The sequence below is a fragment of the Chryseobacterium sp. HNCC26DJ238 genome, assembly GCF_057180465.1.
Window position 1 is genome coordinate 94676 of the sequence record NZ_JBXUGI010000005.1, and the last position, 18909, is coordinate 113584.

Below are 18909 nucleotides of genomic sequence, written 5' to 3' on the forward strand. Positions count from 1 at the left end.
CATGGCATTGGCGTTGCTGATCAGCCGTGTAATTTTACATTCTGAATGGTGCACCTGTCAAAACATAAAATATAATTAATTGTGTTTTTGTATCGCAAACATAGGAAGGATGACGGCGTTAAAAATAAAATTTTACCCTTAAATGAACCCTTAAATTTGATAAGGGTAGAGGTAAGGGTTTTTAAGTTGTTGATTATTAATGAATTTTTTTGATTTTATTATTTGTTAGAGTCTTTATCAGAAAACAGAATGTTTTTGTAGGTTTTACTTATTTCCAGGATTTCTTTTTTATTCTTGATACCTATTTTCTTGTAAATTTTGGATAAATGTGCAGATAATGTTTTTTCAGAAATATTTAATTTTTGGCTGATCTCAGAATATTTCAAATCAGGATTTTCAAGAAGCATGCTTAAAATTTCAGTTTCTCTTGTTGTAAGCTGATCGAAACATATATTATTTCTCATGTCTTTTTTACGCAATTCATATAAAAAATAATCAATGGCTACAGCAAAAAATCCAAAACTGAAAAAAGTATGCTCAATAAACTGATTATCCCCAAATACTAAAATCGTAACAGGCAGTGATAACAATCCTAATAAGCCAAAGATTCCACTAAGTTCATGAATTCTTAAAATGAAGCTGTTCTGCATTTTTATTTTTCTTATCTGTTGATGGATATCTATTGTTATTACAAACAGTAATAGTATCAGACAAAGACTTAAAAAATACATTCTCGAATCCTCTAACGAGTCAGTTATGGTGTAAGGCAGAATAAAAAGAAAGAGTAAAGCCAATAAAACAAATAGTGCAATTTGAGTAGAATGCAGTTTTTTTATAAAAGAGAAATCATATTCATTTTTTATAAAAATAAAGTAAAGGAATGCAACACCTAACCCAATAACCCAGGCAAAAATATTCTGTGAAATTATATTGATCTCAATTCTTTTGTCCGGTAATAGACCTTCAACGGTATTATAAATCAGCCCTGATGAAAATAAACCTAAAAATTTCAGATGATAGTTTCTGTCATTTTTATTTTCAGCGATTGCCAGTTTTAGTAAAACGATAAGAATCAACAACAAAAATATCAAAATATAAATAGCTGTACTGAAAGTAATTTCTGTATTAAACATATTTCAAAAAATAAAGAGGATAATTAAGCTCAAAAGTTTCATGAAAAATTTCAAAATTGTTTTGAATATAAAATTCACGATTTTCAGGAGTGGTGGTTTCTACGTAAATCAGTTGAGAATTGTAAATCTTCAGAGATTCCTGTAAAAGTTCTGTACCTATTCCTTTGCCCTGCTCACCGGGTAGTACAGCCATAATCCAGAGATGAACAAATTGACCTTCGGGATGGAAATTTTTCAAAAGCTTTTCTCTTCTGATTACATTTAATACGTTTCTTAGTCCAATACATTTAAAAAGCAGCTTGATTTCCAGTAATAATTTTTTTAAACTGAATTCTATCCTTTCCAGATAGAGTATGCAGCCTTTTTCATCATCACTTAAGAAGACCTTTCCATTTAAAACAGATAAGTCAAACTGAAATTCCATTAATGCTTTCAAGCGTTTGTGCCTGTTGCCGGAATTGCTGACAACAAAATTGATTGAATTGGGAATAAGAACATTAATAAAAGTCTTATATAAAATATCAACGGTCTTCTCCCGATCTTCAGAGGTCGCTTTTTTCATATTTTGCGTTTTATTTCAAAAATAAAAATAAAAACAGAATCGCAAAAAGCGCACAGTTAGTGATTAAATGAACAGTTATCTATTATATTTATTAAAAAACACAGAATTTATTTTATGAATATAATATCAAAAAAAAGCATCCGGAATTGGATGCTTTTCACAAATATTTAAAAAAAAAATTATTTATCTAAAATTCTTTTGACTGCTTCTTTTACGGCATCAGAATCAATTTTATATTTTTTCATCAGTTCGGCCGGCGTTGCTGATTCCCCAAACGTATCATTTACGGCTACAAATTCCTGCTTCGTAGGTCTTTTTCTTGCCAGCATTCCTGCTACTGACTCTCCTAAACCTCCTAAGTAATTGTGCTCTTCAGCAGTAACGATCTTTCCTGTTTTCTCAACTGATTTTAAGATGATCTCTTCGTCCAGCGGCTTAATCGTGTGAATATTGATCACCTCACATGAAATTCCTTCTTTTTCAAGCTCATCAGCGGCAACCAGAGATTCCCATACCAGGTGACCGGTGGCAACAATGGTTACATCAGTACCTTCCTGCAGCAGAATCCCTTTTCCGATCTCGAATGGCATATCTTCAGGAATAAAAACGGGAACCACAGGTCTTCCGAATCTTAAGTATACCGGACCTTCAAAATCTGCAATGGCTAAAGTTGCAGCTTTGGTCTGGTTATAGTCGCAGGTATTAATGACTGTCATACCGGGAAGCATCTTCATCATTCCGATATCTTCCAGTACCTGGTGTGTAGCACCGTCTTCTCCTAAAGTAAGACCCGCATGGGAAGCACAGATTTTAACATTTTTATTTGAATAAGCAATAGACTGACGGATCTGGTCATATACTCTTGAAGTAGAGAAGTTGGCAAATGTTCCCGTAAAAGGAATTTTTCCTGTGATACTCAAACCTGCAGCCAATCCCATCATATTAGCTTCAGCGATACCGACCTGGTAGAATCGTTCCGGCGCTTTTTCGATGAATTTTTCCATTTTCAACGAACCGATAAGGTCCGCACAAAGGGCGACTACATTAGGATTTTTATCAGCCAGTTCAGCCAATCCTGCCCCGAATCCTGAACGGGTATCTTTTTTTTCTGTATAAGTATATTTCATGTGAATTTCTAAGTTTATAATTGATTAATGATGTTTGATGAATAAAATACTGTAAACCAATCAGATGAATTAATTTTTAAGAGTAAGATATTTTTTTATGGATACTAAATTCAGATTGATCTGATTCTTAAAAGATTTTAAACTGAAAAATCGTCATGATCCAATATTACTTATCACCAATTACTCATTACTTATAATTAATAATCTGTCGGTGCTTCTAAGTATAACTGTTTAAAGGCTGTATCCAACTGCTCATCATTAGGAGCTTTTCCGTGCCATGCATGAGTTCCCATCATATAATCTACACCATTTCCCATCTGCGTATGAAGGATGATCGCTACAGGTTTTCCGTTTCCTGTCTCGGATTTTGCTCTTTCAAGAATAGCAATCACTGCTTCAAGATCGTTACCGTTTTTTTCTTCGAGAACAATCCATCCGAAAGCTTCTAATTTTGCATGAAGATTTCCCAATGACAGTACATTTTCAGTACTTCCATCGATTTGCTGTCCGTTATAATCAATGGTTGAGATAATATTGTCTACCTTTTTCGCTGCAGCATACATCAACGCTTCCCACACCTGGCCTTCCTGTAATTCTCCATCACCGTGAAGCGTGTATACCAGAGAATTGTCACCATCTAATTTTTTACCCTGAGCAACACCAAGTGCAACGGAGAGCCCCTGACCCAAAGATCCTGAAGCCACTCTGATTCCCGGTAATCCTTCATGAGTTGTAGGATGTCCCTGCAATCTTGAATCTAATTTTCTGAAAGTTTTCAGCTCAGCTGCAGGAAAGAAATCGAATCTTGCCAGAGTAGAATAAAAGACTGGTGAAATATGCCCGTTGGAAAGATAGAAATGATCTTCATTTTTACCTTCCATGGTAAAAGGCAGTCCGTAATTCAAAATTTTACCGTAAAGTGCAGTAAAATACTCTGTACAGCCTAAACTTCCACCAGGATGTCCTGAATTTACAGCATGAACCATTCTTAAAATGTCTCTTCTGATTTGCGTAGTAAGAGATTTCAGCTCTTCAATACTTTTACTCATATAGTAGGATTTATTATTAGAATTGATAGATGCGAATTTACAATTTTTTACCGGCTTACGGAAATGGAAAAATCCGGACTGAATATCCGGATTTCGTTATTATTTACTTTATAAAGTTAAATATATTTGAAAAAATTGAGTTGTCTTCAATAGAAGAATCAGTCTTCAGCCACATTTAGACTTGTAAACAGCATATGGACTAAGTCCAAACTTAACAGCCATTTGGTTTCAACAGTTTGTCATGAATCTAAACCAACTTCAGGTAATTTTTATTTTTAACAAGCCACAAACCGATAAATGTAAGGAGTCCATTAAGAATAATCAGTTCCACGCCAATTCTGTAATCAGTGTATGTGGTTACAAAATGGTTGATGATATAGGTAAGAACAGGAGCCAGAAGTGTTACGGCAAGAATGGAATATTTTCTTGAAATTTTAAACTTAGTAAAGATGCCGAAGGCGAAAAGTCCCAGTAGTGGTCCGTAAGTGTAGCCTGCAATTTCCATAATCAGATAAACAATGGATTTGTCATTCATTGCTTTGAAAACCATGATCAGAATAAAGAAGACAATCGTAAAGGTAAGGTGTATCTTCATCCGTAGATGTTTCTTCTGCTTTTCAGTTCTTGTCTTATCTTCATTTAAATTTAACAAATCGACACAGTATGAGCTGGTAACTGCTGTCAGTGCCCCGTCTGCGGATGGAAACAATGCAGAGATCAGTCCGATGATGAAAATAACGGAAATAGCCATCGGAAAGTATCCGTTGAGAGAGAGTGCCGGGAAAAGGTCGTCACCCATGATGTTTTTGACATTGCCCGCTGCATCTTTAAATCCGAAAACGTTTGAAACGACTTCCTTTCCGTCTACCATACTGATTACCTCGGAATATCCTGCCCCGTTCTGTAAAGCAAAAAGATAAAGCAGTCCCCCTAAAAATAAGAATGCAAGATTTACAAAAAGAAGTGTGCCGGCAAACGTCAGCATATTTTTCTTCGAATTCTTCAGGTTGTCAACAGAGATGTTCTTCTGCATCATTTCCTGGTCCAGTCCTGTCATTGCAATCGTAATGAAGATTCCTCCCAGAATGGTTTTCAGGAAAAAGGTTTTGGAATTCGGGTCAAAATTGATAAAGTGTGTATAGTTTTTCTCTCCCAGAATAGTGTATGCTTCACCAAAAGAGAGATTAAGATTTGATAAGATGTAGACGATACAGGCAATCAGGCTGATGATCATAAAAGAAGTCTGTAAGGTATCGGTAATAACGATTGTTTTCACACCGCCTTCAAATGTATATAAAAGAACCATGGACAGAAGAACCAGTGCGGTCACCCAAAAAGGAACACCCAGACCTTCCAGCAAAAATATCTGCAGGACATTCACAACGAGATAGAGTCTTGCTGTTGCTCCGATTGCTCTTGATACAATGAAAAATACCGAACCAATTTTATGGGCTTCCACATTGAAACGTTTTCCTAAATACGTATAGATAGAGGTCAGATTCATTTTGTAGTAGAGGGGAAGCAGTACTGCAGCCACAATAAAGTAACCGATAAAAAAACCGATAACCATCATGTAATATTCAAAACCTCCGAAAATATATTCCGTACCGGTCATTTTACCGACTGTACCGGGAACGGAAATAAAAGTGACTCCGCTCAGGCTGGTGCCGATCATCCCGAATGCAACAAGCCACCACTTGCTTTTTTTGTTGCCGATGAAAAACGACTGGTTATCTGAATTTCGGCTTGTAAAGTACGAGATCACAAGGAGACCTGCGAAATAGATAAAAACAAACAGCAAAAGGATGGTTCCGGAATTCATGTTTACATTTTAAATTTCAGCAAATATAGTTTTTTTTGTTTCTGTTAAAAAAAGAAAAACCTTTCAGAGAGATTTTCTGAAAGGTTTTTAAGATTTTAATGCGATTGTGATGTTACAATACATCCTGCAAATCTTTATTCTTTTGGAAAGTTGCTTTGGCAAAAGGACAGAGCGGAATGATCTTTTTGCTGTTTTCCCTTGCAAATTCCACTGCCTTGATCAGCATTTCTTTTCCAACCCCTTTGCCGTTATATTCCTGTTCAACCTCCGTATGATCGATGATAAAACGGTCTTCTCCGGCCCAGGTATAGGTCATTAGTCCTGCTTTTTTTCCTTCAATTGAAGCTTCAAAGCTTCCGTGTTTTTCGTCATTGTTCTGTTTTACTTCTATCATATTATGAAAATTTGGTTTGAATTTCTATTTCGTTGGTTAAAATTTTATGAACCGGACAGGCATCAGCAATAGCCTGAAGCCGTTTAAGCTGGTCTGTATCTAAATCATTTCCTTCAAAATTAATACTTCTTTTAAAAACGGCCAGCTTTGTCAGCGGGAAATTTTCCAGTTCTACTTCCACGTCAATTTTGTCAACGTTCCATCCCTTTCTGTCAATATACATTCTTAAAGTCGCCGCAGTGCAGCTTGCGAGGGAAGTCGCTAAAATTTCAAATGGATTAAAGCCTTTATTTTGTCCGCCTTTATCGACAGGTTCGTCTGTAACAAGATGGTTTTCACCCGCGACAACTTCTGTATAATACTTCGTTCTGCCTAAACTTGCTTTTACGGTTACAGCCATGTTTTTGTATGATTGATAATTGATAATTGATAATTGATAATTGATAATTGATAATTGAGCTGGAATCTAAGATTTGCAAAACTTATGTGTTCTTTTCAAGAAAAAGTTTTTTATCTGAAGCTCATATCATTCTACAGACAGGAAATCTTTTATAGTAAGCTCTTACAGTTTAAAGGTTTTAATCTCTCTGTGTAAAATTTTTTAATGATGACTCTGGTTCTTAAAATTCTCAATTTTTTCATTTAAGTCTTTCAGCATCTCCGGATTGATAACACCGCTTTCGAGGTCAAAGTTTTCATGAAATTTTGGCAGTGAAAAAGTCTCTCTGACCTCTGCTGCAAATTGAGGAAAGAAATTTTTGGCCGTATTCATAACATTTCCTCCACCGTATCCTCCGGGAGAGGTTGACATTAAGAACATAGGTTTATTCTGGAATACCTTTACATTGATTCTGGAAGCCCAATCAAAAATGTTTTTAAATGCCGCACTGTAGGAACGGTTATGTTCTGCAAGTGAACAGATAATAACGTCGCATTCTTCGATCTGCTTCAAAAAATGATGTGCTTCATCCGGAAATCCTTTCTTCTCAAGATCTACGGAATAAACAGGCATAGAGAAATCGTTAAGGTCGATTAAATTTACCTCATCTTCTTTAAAATTTTTAAGGACAAATTTTACGAGTTCTCTGTTGATAGAGGTGGAAGAATTGCTTCCAGCAAATGCTAATATTTTCATGATCTAATTTTTTAGGGTTATTTATCGGATCGAATCCTCCTTTACTTTTTCCAGATAGTCTTTTTCCAGATCGGTTAGTTTTTTAAAGAAGTTTTCTTTATCCATAAAAATTTTCGGATTGTAAGGATCCCCTGCTTTTCTTTTTTTGTGAAGATCAAACTGGCTTGCATGAGAAGACACCCATAGATCAAAGTCCAGTTTTTTCATTGCTTCGAAAGTCTCTGCGTAATCTTTCTGAATGTTTTTATAGGTCAGGACTTCAGAGAATTTACCATCGATAATAATTGAAGGTAAATTGGAAATCAAAACGGTATACTTTTTATTTCCCTCTTTGGTTTCAAATATAAAGCTGCATGATCCTCTGGTATGACCCGGATGGTGGAGCAGCGTTAAAACGGTTTTTCCGAGCTTTATCTGATCATTATTTTTCAGTACAAAATCGGGTTGTACGGGTTTGAAGGTGACTCCGTATTTTCCCATTTCGTAATCTGTTTTACCTCCGCTTTTCAATTCATCAGCATCCTTTTCATCTACGTAGAGTCGGGCTCCGGTCTCTTTTTTAATGTCTGCCATGGCTCCCATATGATCATAATGAGCCTGTGTCAGCGTCAATATTTTTATATCTTTATATTTAAAACCCAGCTGACGGATGTTTTTCTTAATAAGCGGAAGAGAGTTGGCCAAACCTGTATTAATCAGTATGTTTCCTTCAGGGGTAACAATTAAGTAGGATGCAAGATCGTAAGTCCCGACATAATATAAATTTCCCGCAATTCTGAACGGTGCATACTCTTTTGACCACTCTGCAGGATTGTTTGTCGGCTCTGTTACGGCCTGTGCGTTACCTAAAAGAGAAATTGCTGTAAAAATAAAAACAAGGAAGTTTTTCATGGGGGTTAGTTGTTGATTCAGAACGATTATTTTCTGTTTAAAATCGATTTCGGAAGTGGGACATAATCTTCATCATCTCCCGGAACTAAAGGAAAAGCTTCATGATTTTGATCATTCCAGTTTACCTTTGCTTTGTCAATCAATTCTTTATCTGAACTGACAAAATTCCAGAAAATAAAACGTTCTTCTTCGAAAGGTTCGCCGCCAAAAAGATAAACAGTAGCATTTTCGCTCATCTCAAACTCACAGAGTTGGGTATTTTTGGCGATCAGCAACTGTTTTGATCCATATGTATTTTCTTCAATATTCACTGTTCCGTCCAGGACATACATCGCCGCTTCCCCGTAAAGATCCTTGCCAATGCTTATCTTCTGTGCAGTTTTTGTCTTGATTTCAATAAAAAAAAGTTTACTGTGAACCGGGACTGCAGATTTTTTTCCGAATGCTTCCCCGGCAATTAATTTGTAATGAATTCCATTCTCTTCCCAGGCTGGAAGTTCATTTTCTTCAATGTGATGAAAGGTTGGCTCACTTTGTTCAAGATGTTTAGGAAGTCCTACCCAGATCTGGAATCCATGAAGTTTTTTGTCAGTTGTACGAAGGTATTCCGGTGTTCTTTCAGAATGTACCACCCCTTTTCCGGCAGTCATCCAGTTTACAGCTCCGGGTTTGATTTCCACTGAACTGCCGATGCTGTCTCTGTGGAAAATTGATCCTTCCAGCAGGTAGGTCAGAGTTGACAGTCCGATGTGAGGATGAGGAGGTACATCAAGGTTCTGATAGTCCTTCAGTTCGGCAGGTCCCATATGATCAATAAATACGAAGGGTCCTACCGCCCTTTTTTCCCGGAAAGGCAATAGTCTTCCTACAAGAAAATTTCCTATATCCGCTGATTTCTCTTCTATAATGAGTCCGATATTTGACATGATGCAGTGATTTGGTTTTTGTTTCAGGCTAATTTAATTAAAATTCGTTCTTTATCATATACTTTACTAAAAATTAAAGTTTAGCGTATCCCTCAAATGTCTCATCTACAATGCGTTTCCACTCCGTATTTTTTTTAATAAATGCAAAGACGTAAGGACAGAAAGGAAGAATTTTTTTTCCGCTCTCTTCAATGAAATGTAAAGTTTTTTCAACGACGGCTGCAGCTGCACCGGTTCCCTTAAGTTCAGGCTCTGCCTCGGTGTGTGTAAGTGCGATCTGGTGACTGGTTTCCTTATAATCAATAAATGCAACATGAAGGTTGTATTCTATTTCAAATCTCTTTTTTTCTTCATTTTTCAACAAAGGAATATTTTCGAATTCTGGTTTCATAACAGGTCTGTTTTTTAATTGTTAAGGTGTACTATTTATTTTTCTATTAATAATGTATAGTGAAATCAATCCTCAAGATATCCGAATTTCCCGGTATTGAAATCTTCAAAAGCCTGCATGATCTCTTCTCTGGAATTCATTACAAAAGGACCGTGGGAAAAGATAGGTTCGTTAATAGGTTCACCACTGATGATCAATACTGTTGAATCATCAGTGGCTTCCAGTGTGAAATTTTCCCCTTCATTTTTAAATAAAACAAAGTGGTCAGCAGGCGCTTTTTCTTCACCATTAACTATGATGTGTCCTTCAATAACCAAAGCGGCTGTATTGAACTGTGAAGGAAAACTGAATTTTACCTTTCCACCCGGTTTTAATTTGGCAGTCATCATGTGTATCGGAGAGAAAGTACATGCAGGACCTTTACTTCCTTTATAAGTTCCGGCAATGACTTCGATGAAACCGTTTTCACCTAAATCTGCTTTCTGCATTTCAGTTTTAGAGATGGCCTGATATTTTGGTTTACTCATTTTATCCTTTGCAGGAAGATTGACCCAAAGCTGAACCATCTGAAAAATCCCTCCCTTTTTTGACCATTCTTTCTCATGATATTCTTTATGCAGAATACCTCTTGCTGCAGTCATCCACTGTACATCACCCTCACCAATGATTCCGCCGCCGCCTGCGCTGTCATGATGTTCCACTTTTCCCTGATAGGCAATGGTCACGGTCTCGAAACCTCTGTGCGGATGTACACCGACCCCTCGTAGATTTTCAGATGCGTTAAAATGAAATCTGGAATTATAATCAAGCATAATAAAAGGATCCATTCTTTTCATATCCAGCCCCGCGATGCCAGGAATAAAATTATGCACCCTAAATCCATCACCCACAAAATGGGCTGGCTTTGGTGGAACAATGATTTCTGCTTTTTTAGTTGTCATAACAGGTTGTTTTAATGATAAACAAAATTAGGACTGTGAAAAGAGAAATACATTGATGTGTGGTAAGTTTGAATTTTTTGTATTGTTGAGTCTAAAATGTATAATTTTATTCTTCGGATTTCATATTTCTTCCATCAAACGTGTGAAGCCTTCTGAATACCAGACTTGATAAAATAGTTAAAATACCTACAGTAAGTAAGGTATAGCGGAATGCATTGTGGGTTTCATGCTGAATGAGATCCGGATTGTTTTCGTAAATTTTTAAAACAATGAGACCAAATGCGATCCCGAATCCTATTGCTAACTGTTGGTTAACAGAAATCAGAGAATTTCCGCTGCTGGTCTGGAAGTTCCGTAAATCGGCAATAGAGATGGTGTTCATCGAAGTAAACTGTATAGAATTAAAAAATCCTAAGACGGCAATGACAGGCACAAACCAGAATATAGAGGTATGAATATCAGGAATGGCAAGACAGCAGATTAAAATCCCGATGACGAATGTATTGACCATCAAAGTTCTTCTGTAGCCGTATTTATTCAATATCCTGATAACGGAAGATTTTCCGAACATTGCAGTGAGTGCCATAGGAGCAATGATCCATCCTGATATAACTGCAGATTCATTGTAGGCAATCTGAATCATTAAAGGAAGCAACAGCGGAACTGAGCTGATCCCTAATCTTGTAGCAAGGTTTCCCACAATTCCTACCCGAAAGGTACGGACCTGAAATAAATTGAGAGGGAAAATCGGGTTGTTGCCTCTTTTTGCATGTCTGTAATAATAGTATAAGAACAGGAATCCCAATATGAAAACCAGTAAAACAGGAGTTATATTCTGCATATCTCCGAATAATTCAAGTGAAATTGAAAGCAGGAGGGAAGCGGCAGCAAAAATCATGAAGCCTTTCAGGTCAAAATCGGTTTCACGTGAATTATAATTGGGCATATATTTTAAGCCTAAAACAATTCCTAAAATTCCGATAGGGATATTGATAAGGAAAATCCAGTGCCAGGAAAGGTAATCTACCATATAACCTCCTACAAGCGGACCCAAAACCGGACCGATCAAAGCGGGGACTATCGCAAAATTCATCGCTTTAAGCAATTCATTCCTGTTAAATGTTTTAATTAAAGCCAATTTTCCCACAGGAGTCATCAGGCTGCCGCCCACTCCCTGGATAACCCTTGATATAACCAGATGTGTTAAATTTTGGGACATTGCACAGAATACAGAACCTAAACTGAAAAGCACCAGAGAAAAGATGAAAACTTTTCGTGTTCCGAACCGGTCGGCCAGAAAACCGCTTGCGGGCATGAATACCGCTAAGGTCAGCACATAACTGATAATTGCATTCTGCATATTCAGAGGAGACTCGTTGAGATCTCTTGCAATAGACGGCAGGGAAGTGTTGAGAATTGTAGAATCAAGCATCTGCATAAAAATAGCAGTTGCCAAAATGAGAGGAAGAACTTTTTTTACGGTTTGGCGTGGGGATAATATTGTAGGCATTGTATAAAATTAAAAAAGTCCTGCGAGATTTCACAGGACTTTCTTATTTATTTTCTGGGTTTTTCTACTCCGATCCAGCCTTCGCCTTCTCTTTTGATTTGGCTCAGTGTGAATGTTTCAAAATCATCCGTTTTGTATTCGATGTTATCCAAATTCTGCTCGAATGGCATGATGTAAAAGAAATCTTTATCTGTTTTGTCAGCCTTGGTTCCTTTTTTAACTGTAGGCATATACTTTCTGTTGAATTTATATTTCGGTAAATACTGTTTCAGTGAAGCATAAAACTTTTTGTCTTTTTCATTCGGAACAATATCCACAATCTTAAACTCGTCTTTTTTCTTGTTTACCCAAAGATAATAGATGGTTTCTTCCATTGTTTTTTTATTCAGCGATGCGAAACCGAAGAATTCTTTTGGAGCCAGTTCCTTGATCTTTTCTGCATCAACTTTCGTAAAATATTCACCCTGAGAAGGATCTACGTACGTTTCAAGGTTGTATAACAATACCTGGTTATTCTGGAAATTTTTGTTCTTGAAATATTGGTCTAAGGATAATTCTGCTGTTTTTCTAAGTTCCTTTCCTCTGTCATCCAGTTTTTTTGTAGGGTTTTGAGGGTTGACTTTTTTTACAAAATTGTAAAGAACCACAGGTTTTACATCCGCCAGGTGAGGAAATGTTTTTAACTGTTCCGCTTTTACCAACCAGTAATATTGCTGATAATAGTCGTCTTTATCAACAGGTTTTACACTTTTATAAGTAAGAGCAAGTTTTTTTGAATTGAGATATTTTCCATATTTACCTTGTCCAAAAGCGAAGCTTACAGATAGTATAGCAAATAAAATAGTAATGTTTCTTTTCATTTTACAGCAATGATTTTTTTAATTTTTCAAATATAATTATTTATTAGATAATAAGTTTAATACTTAGTTAAATTATCCGAATATTATTGATTTTATTCAATAAAAAATCCTGTAAGAATACAGGATTAATAAATTTATGAGTTTTTAATAAGAGGTTTCGTGTACTTTGACCGCTCTTCCGCTCGGGTCATTCATCTTTTTAAAGGCTTCATCCCATTCCAGTGCGATCGGAGTTGAGCAGGCCACCGAAGGTACAGAAGGTACCGTTCCTGCTGCAGTCTCACTCGGGAAGTGCTCTTCAAAAATGGTCCGGTAACGATATTCTTCTTTGTTTTGCGGCGTGTTCAGGGGAAATCTGAATTTCGCATTCTCCATCATCTCATCAGTTACGTATTTTTCAGCAATTTCTTTCAGAGTGTCAATCCATGAATATCCGACGCCGTCAGAAAACTGTTCTTTCTGTCTCCATGCAATAGATTCAGGTAAAAGATCTTCAAAAGCTTTTCTCAATACCCATTTTTCGATTTTCCCTTCTGCTTTACTGATCATCTTATCCTCGGGATTTACGTTCATCGCAATATCCATAAATTCTTTATCTAAAAACGGAACCCTGCCCTCAATTCCCCAGCTCATCAAAGCTTTGTTGGCTCTCAGGCAATCGTAAAGATGAAGTTTTCCAAGTTTTCTTACGGTTTCATCATGAAATTCTTTAGCATTAGGCGCTTTATGAAAGTACAGGTATCCTCCGAACAATTCGTCAGCACCTTCGCCGGAAAGAACCATTTTGATTCCCATTGATTTTATAACTCTTGCCAAAAGGTACATTGGCGTGGATGCACGGATGGTCGTAACATCATACGTCTCTAAATGATAAATTACATCACGAATCGCATCCAGACCTTCCTGTACGGTAAAATTAACCTCATGATGAACTGATCCTATATGCTCTGCCGCTTTTTTCGCAGCTGCCAGGTCAGGAGATCCGATCAGGCCGACAGCAAAACTGTGCAGTCTTGGATACCATGCTTCCTGGGTATCACCGCTTTCCACTCTCTGTCTTGCATATTTTGCTGTAACTGCAGAAATAATAGATGAGTCCAGACCTCCGGAAAGCAGAACCCCATAAGGAACATCACTCATCAGCTGTCGGTGAACTGCATCTTCCAGTCCTTTTCTGATTGCCTGAATATCGGTGATGTTATTTTCCACTGCCTCAAAATTTTCCCAGTCCCTTTGGTACCATTGTTGAGCTTCACTGCCTTCGGGACTGTACACATAATGTCCGGGAAGAAAGGTTTCAATTTTTTTACAGACACCTTCCAAAGCTTTCAGTTCAGAGGCGATATAATAATTTCCATTTTTGTCCCAACCCTGATAAAGCGGACAGATGCCCATATGGTCACGGGCAATCAGATAAATGTTTTTTTCAATATCATATAAAGCGAATGCAAATATTCCGTTTAGTTTTTCAATAAAGTCTTTTCCATATTTTTCATAGAGCGCCAAAATGACTTCACAGTCAGATTTTGTCTGAAACTCATAATCCTGAAATTCTTCTTTAAGTTCACGGTGATTGTAGATCTCTCCATTGACAGCTAAGACGATTTTTCCATTTTTCGAAAACAGAGGCTGTTTTCCCGAGGTCGGATCTACAATAGCGAGTCTTTCATGAGAAAATAAAACATTTTCATTTTGAAAAACACCACTCCAGTCAGGTCCTCTGTGTCTGATCTTTTTAGACATTTCCAAGACCTGAGGCCTTAATATTTCAGTTGGCTGTTTAGCGTCAAACAGGCATATAATTCCACACATGTTATTTTTATTTAGAAGCAAAATTAAGAATAACAAATAAATTTTAAAACAATAAATGATATAAAGTTTAATTTTTTAATTAAATAATACTTTAAAGTTTAAATTTTAATTATTCTGTGGGCAATTATGCATCTGTGCTTAATTTTTTTCAGTGAGAAAAAATGATTTTTTCAGAATCAAAAAAAAATATAAAATCTTGATGTATGATAATTAATAATTCAAATATTTTTCATTCCTTTGTTGCTCGAAATAATTTTTTTTCATCATTTGTGTTTTTACCTCCTTGTAATAATATTGCAAGGAGGTTTTGTTTTAATCGGAACCCAGTAAAACTCCTGAAATATTCCATGCACTGAAACTCGTTCCTTCGGGTTCTCCCTGAGGAATTTTTATCTGAATCGTATGCTTTCCGGCCTTCAGATTACCCAGCTGAATGTAGTTTGGGTTAGTAACCGTTCCGGGGCACCAGTTTGATCTGCTGAGATCTGAGGAGGAAAGTCCGTCAGGAAAGTTTCCTGATGCAGGATTATACAGCCTGTACGATCCACAGTCAGTTCTCCAGGGTGTAAAGGAGAATGTCATTTTTCCATCCAGGTAAACGGAATTTTCTTTTGGGATAAATTCATCACCGTTTTCCCATCCGCCGTGACCGGTGGTAATATATCTTAACTGAGCATTTTTCAGATCTTTTTCTAAATTCATTTCAACAAAAATTCCTTTTTCATTATTAAACATCGTTGCATAATCCTGTCCTGCCATTTCCATAATATTTGTTGTATTGAATAGTGGAATGACCTTGCTGTTTTTGTGAACGGTCTGATCACTTTTATGAATAGTTATCTCCAGGCTTACCTTGTGACCGCTTTTATCATAATTTCCGATAAAGGTTCCAATCCATATTTCTTTTTCAGAAAGAGAAGGTTTCAGCTCGGTAATATCCTGACGAAACGGACTAACCGTCTGCCAGGTTTTGTCTTTCAGTTCCAGATTATTAAACTTGTTGATGCCAAATGCTGTGAAAAATCTCATCAGTTCAACCGCTGGCTGATAGTTTTCAGTTGCAGTGACTCCGAAATACTGTTTACCGTTTCCATTCTCATAAACCGGAAGTGTTTTTACGCCTTTTTCCAATCCGTCGAAAAATGTTTGTGAGGTATTTTCAGGAATGAAAAATACAGTTCCCGTCCTGTCGTAGGCATCACCGGTGGACTGTTGTTTTAATTCTACAAAAACATTCTCGCCCTGTGTGATTTTCGGGAATTTAATTTTTTTCAAAATGATGGTTCCATTGGCGAATCTTTTAATGTTTTCATCTGATTTTGACTGATCAGAAAAATTGATAATTTCATTTTCAAAAACCTTCAATGTTGTGAATCTGCTTTTCCAGAGTAAATCTTTATAGCTTAAAAGGTCTGTTGTTGAGATCGGTTTATTAATGATATCTTCAATTCCTGATTTTCTGATTTTTTTCAGTGAAGTTGCGGTGGTTGCTGAATTTCCGTTTCTTTCGATTTCTAAGACCAGACCTAAATTCTGACCCAGGCCTGACGGTCCGCCTTTCAGTTTGAGATCATTGGTGTACCAGATTTCTATGGTATTGGAATTTATTTTTGTTACTGCTTTTTTGCAGTTGTATCCTAAAATTTTCTTTGTTTTATCTGTGAATTCAAAATCTTGCTTTGCGATCGATTCTTTATCTGAAGTGGAAACAATATCTGCAGGATTTAAAAAACCGTAAGATACGATCGTATTGGAAGGCTTTTCTATTTTGCTTATTTCGAATGGATATTCATTTTTCTGTTCTTTGATTTTGGAATTCAGAATATAATTTTCACTTTCATTTACCCAGACAATCACAGGGTTCTGGTTGGGCTGTACTTTACCATTGTAAGAACTGGTGTACTGGATCTCATAGGTCTGAGAAAAACTCAGAGCAGATATGAAAATAAAAAAACTTGCTAAAATGGTCTTAAACATAATGTATTGATGGTTTTTTACAAAGATAATTTATAGTTAATACTGGTCAAATGTCTTTACCTCAATTTATCTTTAAAATATTAATTTAAGAATTTCGTTTGAAGTACAAACTAAAAAAATGAAGCTTCTTTTTTCTTTATTGATGTTTTTGTTCTGTGCGCATTATTATAATGCTCATAAAACGAAAGTAAAGATTAAAAATTTTGGAAATATAAAAACACTCTATATCTCAGTATTTAATTTTGGTGAAAAAACGGTGTCTGCAGAGGAACTGAAAATGGAAGTTTTAGGAAAATTGTCAAAGCAGATAGCAGATAAACTAGGCTTTAAAGATACTGTCATGCTTGAAAGGAAAACAGATATGTATCCTAATACGACTGACATCTTTATAGTAGAACAGAATGATACTAATTATAAACTGTTAAAACTTAGCGAAGGTTATGACGAAATGAAAGGTGGGAGCGGAATTGCAATAAGAATACAGAGTCTCAAAGTAAATATTGAGGATGTCTTAAAACTGGTTGAGTACGGTATTAAAAATCAAGAGAAGCTTAACAGGCATCTGTTAAAAACAAACTATTTGATAAATGAAACTGATATTGTTCAAGTTTTAGAGAATTCTAAAGAGTTTATTTTAGAAATTACAAAACCAAAATCAAATTTGGTCAGTGAGCTTATTCGTGAAAAGATATTTTTGTCTGATAATTCTGTTATGAAGATTTTTTGGCAAAATAATGAGTTTGTTTTTGGGATGAATTTAGATAAATTTAAACCTGAAAATATTTATGCAGAGATCATAAAATCAAAGTTTAGAGTTGGAGACTTTGATTATTACATCAATTCTCAGGACTCATATTTTTTTTTGATTTTCTATGATGCTGAAACATTTTCCTATTTTGATGGATGTGAAGAAAACGGTACTCTGAAAATTTTAATTGAAAAAAAAATTGGTATCCGTTTAGATTAGGCAAAGAAAAAATTGGTGATAAAATTATACTCTATGATACATCTGAATATTTTTATGTTTACGATATCAAAAAAAAACTACTCCAAAAAATAGAGTAGTCTGTATCTTGTATTTAAAAAAAATCTAAGCCCGTCTTTCGATCAAAGCCATGTAGAATCCGTCATAGCCTTGGCTTGGCATTATTTTTTCGTCTTTGATTAATTGGTAATCAGGATTGTTTTTTAAAAATTCAGCAACCTGTTCATTGTTTTCAGATGGAAGAATAGAGCAGGTGGCGTACACCATTTTTCCACCCTTTTTAAGGATCTTTGAGTAGTCCTGGATAATTTGCTGCTGTTCTTTTTTGATTCTGTCAATAAATGCCTGATCGATTTTCCATTTGCTGTCCGGGTTTCTTTTAAGGACTCCCAAACCTGAACATGGTGCATCAATCAGCAGTCTGTCTGCGGTCTCGTGCAGACGTTTGATGACTTTGTTATCAGAAATCATCCGGGTTTCAATATTGTGGGCTCCGGCTCTTTTTGCACGGCGCTTCAATTCAGCCAATTTCCATTCATAAATATCTAAAGCGATAATCTGTCCTTTATTGCCCATTAAAGCTGCTAAATGGAGGGTTTTTCCCCCTGCTCCTGCGCAAACATCAACGACTCTCTGACCCTCTTTTACATCAAGAAAATATCCGATTTTTTGTGATGTTGCATCCTGTACCTCAAACAGTCCGTCTTTGAATGCGCTTGTAAGAAAAACATTCTTCTTCTCTTCCAGCTGCACTGCATCAGGATAGTTTTTTACGGTGTAAGCCACCACATTTTCAACGGCAAGATCTGAAATCAATTCTTTCGCTGAAGTTTTCAGTGAATTGGCTCTCAGAACGGTCGGGGCCTGCTCGTTCAGAGCTTTCATTTCTTTTTCCCAGACAGGGCCCAGTTCTTTTTCTAAAGTTTCTGCCAGCCATTCAGGAATTGAATGTTCTATTGATTTTGTAGGAACAGTTCCTTTTTTGAGTTTGGTTGTGATGTCGGCGATTTTGATACCTTCGAACTCTTCAAATCTTTTATAGTTGGTTTTACTGTAAAGACAGTAAGCCACAATTAATTTATAAACATTATCAGGTTTTACACTTTCACCCATATAGTATTCAAGGCGTCTTTTCCAACGGATAATGTTATAGAAAATCTCAGAAACAACTGCTCTGTCCTGGCTTCCCCACTTTCTGTGAGCCTTTAAAAGTCTTTCAATTACTTTATCGGCGTATTTATTTTTCTCGAAAAAAGTTTCCTGTAACGCATCGTGAATTCCGATGGCCAGGTTTCTGTGTATTAATTCCATTATTGCAGTATGCTGTTTGAACTTGCAAAAATACGAATTTAACTTGAGAGTTAGGAGTTTATAGATATGAGTTATATTTTTGT

General features: G+C 36.2%; 18 protein-coding genes. 1 reads left to right on the top strand and 17 read right to left on the bottom strand.

Annotation, left to right across the window (positions count from 1 at the left end):
* Positions 1 to 218: 218 nt before the first annotated feature.
* From AC2A07_RS06210 to AC2A07_RS06285, 16 genes are all read right to left on the bottom strand, one after another.
* Complete coding sequence (locus AC2A07_RS06210) at positions 219 to 1133, bottom strand: LuxR C-terminal-related transcriptional regulator (RefSeq protein ID WP_314494197.1); 915 nt, start codon at positions 1131 to 1133, stop codon at positions 219 to 221.
* Entirely contained in the window at positions 1126 to 1695 is a 570-nt protein-coding gene (locus AC2A07_RS06215) for a GNAT family N-acetyltransferase (RefSeq protein WP_484049700.1), read from the bottom strand. The genes AC2A07_RS06210 and AC2A07_RS06215 overlap by 8 nt, the downstream gene beginning before the upstream one ends.
* A 179-nt stretch (positions 1696 to 1874) precedes the next feature.
* Entirely contained in the window at positions 1875 to 2822 is a 948-nt protein-coding gene (locus tag AC2A07_RS06220) for a transketolase family protein (protein ID WP_484049701.1), read from the bottom strand.
* Positions 2823 to 3019: 197 nt separating this feature from the next.
* Entirely contained in the window at positions 3020 to 3871 is an 852-nt protein-coding gene (locus AC2A07_RS06225) for a transketolase (protein ID WP_484049702.1), read from the bottom strand.
* A 247-nt stretch (positions 3872 to 4118) separates the two neighbouring features.
* The gene (locus AC2A07_RS06230; RefSeq protein WP_484049703.1) at positions 4119 to 5693 is read right to left on the bottom strand and encodes a sodium:solute symporter; all 1575 of its coding nucleotides are present in this window, start codon (positions 5691 to 5693) and stop codon (positions 4119 to 4121) included.
* A gap of 112 nt (positions 5694 to 5805) precedes the next feature.
* Complete coding sequence (locus tag AC2A07_RS06235) at positions 5806 to 6087, bottom strand: GNAT family N-acetyltransferase (protein ID WP_484049704.1); 282 nt, start codon at positions 6085 to 6087, stop codon at positions 5806 to 5808.
* 1 nt (position 6088) lies between these two features.
* Positions 6089 to 6487 carry an OsmC family protein gene (locus AC2A07_RS06240; protein ID WP_484049705.1) on the bottom strand — a complete coding sequence of 133 codons (399 nt, stop codon included), beginning with the start codon at positions 6485 to 6487 and terminating at the stop codon, positions 6089 to 6091.
* Positions 6488 to 6688: 201 nt separating this feature from the next.
* The gene (locus AC2A07_RS06245) at positions 6689 to 7222 is read right to left on the bottom strand and encodes an NADPH-dependent FMN reductase (RefSeq protein ID WP_484049706.1); all 534 of its coding nucleotides are present in this window, start codon (positions 7220 to 7222) and stop codon (positions 6689 to 6691) included.
* Positions 7223 to 7243: 21 nt separating this feature from the next.
* Complete coding sequence (bla, locus tag AC2A07_RS06250) at positions 7244 to 8113, bottom strand: subclass B3 metallo-beta-lactamase (protein WP_484049707.1); 870 nt, start codon at positions 8111 to 8113, stop codon at positions 7244 to 7246.
* Between the two features lie 26 nt (positions 8114 to 8139).
* Positions 8140 to 9039 carry a pirin family protein gene (locus AC2A07_RS06255; protein WP_484049708.1) on the bottom strand — a complete coding sequence of 300 codons (900 nt, stop codon included), beginning with the start codon at positions 9037 to 9039 and terminating at the stop codon, positions 8140 to 8142.
* Positions 9040 to 9112: 73 nt separating this feature from the next.
* Positions 9113 to 9430, bottom strand: a complete 318-nt coding sequence (locus tag AC2A07_RS06260; protein ID WP_484049709.1) for a GNAT family N-acetyltransferase — start codon at positions 9428 to 9430, stop codon at positions 9113 to 9115.
* A gap of 65 nt (positions 9431 to 9495) precedes the next feature.
* A complete protein-coding gene (locus AC2A07_RS06265; RefSeq protein ID WP_484049710.1) occupies positions 9496 to 10371 on the bottom strand; it encodes a pirin family protein in 876 nt (291 codons plus the stop codon).
* A 106-nt stretch (positions 10372 to 10477) separates the two neighbouring features.
* Positions 10478 to 11881, bottom strand: coding sequence for an MFS transporter (locus AC2A07_RS06270; protein WP_484049711.1), 1404 nt, complete (start codon positions 11879 to 11881; stop codon positions 10478 to 10480).
* A 47-nt stretch (positions 11882 to 11928) separates the two neighbouring features.
* The gene (locus AC2A07_RS06275) at positions 11929 to 12741 is read right to left on the bottom strand and encodes a hypothetical protein (protein WP_484049712.1); all 813 of its coding nucleotides are present in this window, start codon (positions 12739 to 12741) and stop codon (positions 11929 to 11931) included.
* A 144-nt stretch (positions 12742 to 12885) separates the two neighbouring features.
* Positions 12886 to 14553 carry an asparagine synthase B gene (gene asnB, locus AC2A07_RS06280; RefSeq protein WP_484049713.1) on the bottom strand — a complete coding sequence of 556 codons (1668 nt, stop codon included), beginning with the start codon at positions 14551 to 14553 and terminating at the stop codon, positions 12886 to 12888.
* 312 nt (positions 14554 to 14865) lie between these two features.
* On the bottom strand, positions 14866 to 16530 hold the full coding sequence (locus tag AC2A07_RS06285) for a GLPGLI family protein (protein ID WP_484049714.1): 1665 nt from the start codon (positions 16528 to 16530) through the stop codon (positions 14866 to 14868).
* A 277-nt stretch (positions 16531 to 16807) separates the two neighbouring features.
* Here AC2A07_RS06285 and AC2A07_RS06290 point away from each other — a divergent pair, with 277 nt between their 5' ends.
* Complete coding sequence (locus AC2A07_RS06290) at positions 16808 to 17497, top strand: hypothetical protein (RefSeq protein ID WP_484049715.1); 690 nt, start codon at positions 16808 to 16810, stop codon at positions 17495 to 17497.
* A 123-nt stretch (positions 17498 to 17620) separates the two neighbouring features.
* Here AC2A07_RS06290 and AC2A07_RS06295 read toward each other — a convergent pair whose 3' ends face one another.
* Positions 17621 to 18826 carry an RsmB/NOP family class I SAM-dependent RNA methyltransferase gene (locus AC2A07_RS06295; protein ID WP_314494165.1) on the bottom strand — a complete coding sequence of 402 codons (1206 nt, stop codon included), beginning with the start codon at positions 18824 to 18826 and terminating at the stop codon, positions 17621 to 17623.
* Positions 18827 to 18909: the final 83 nt, after the last annotated feature.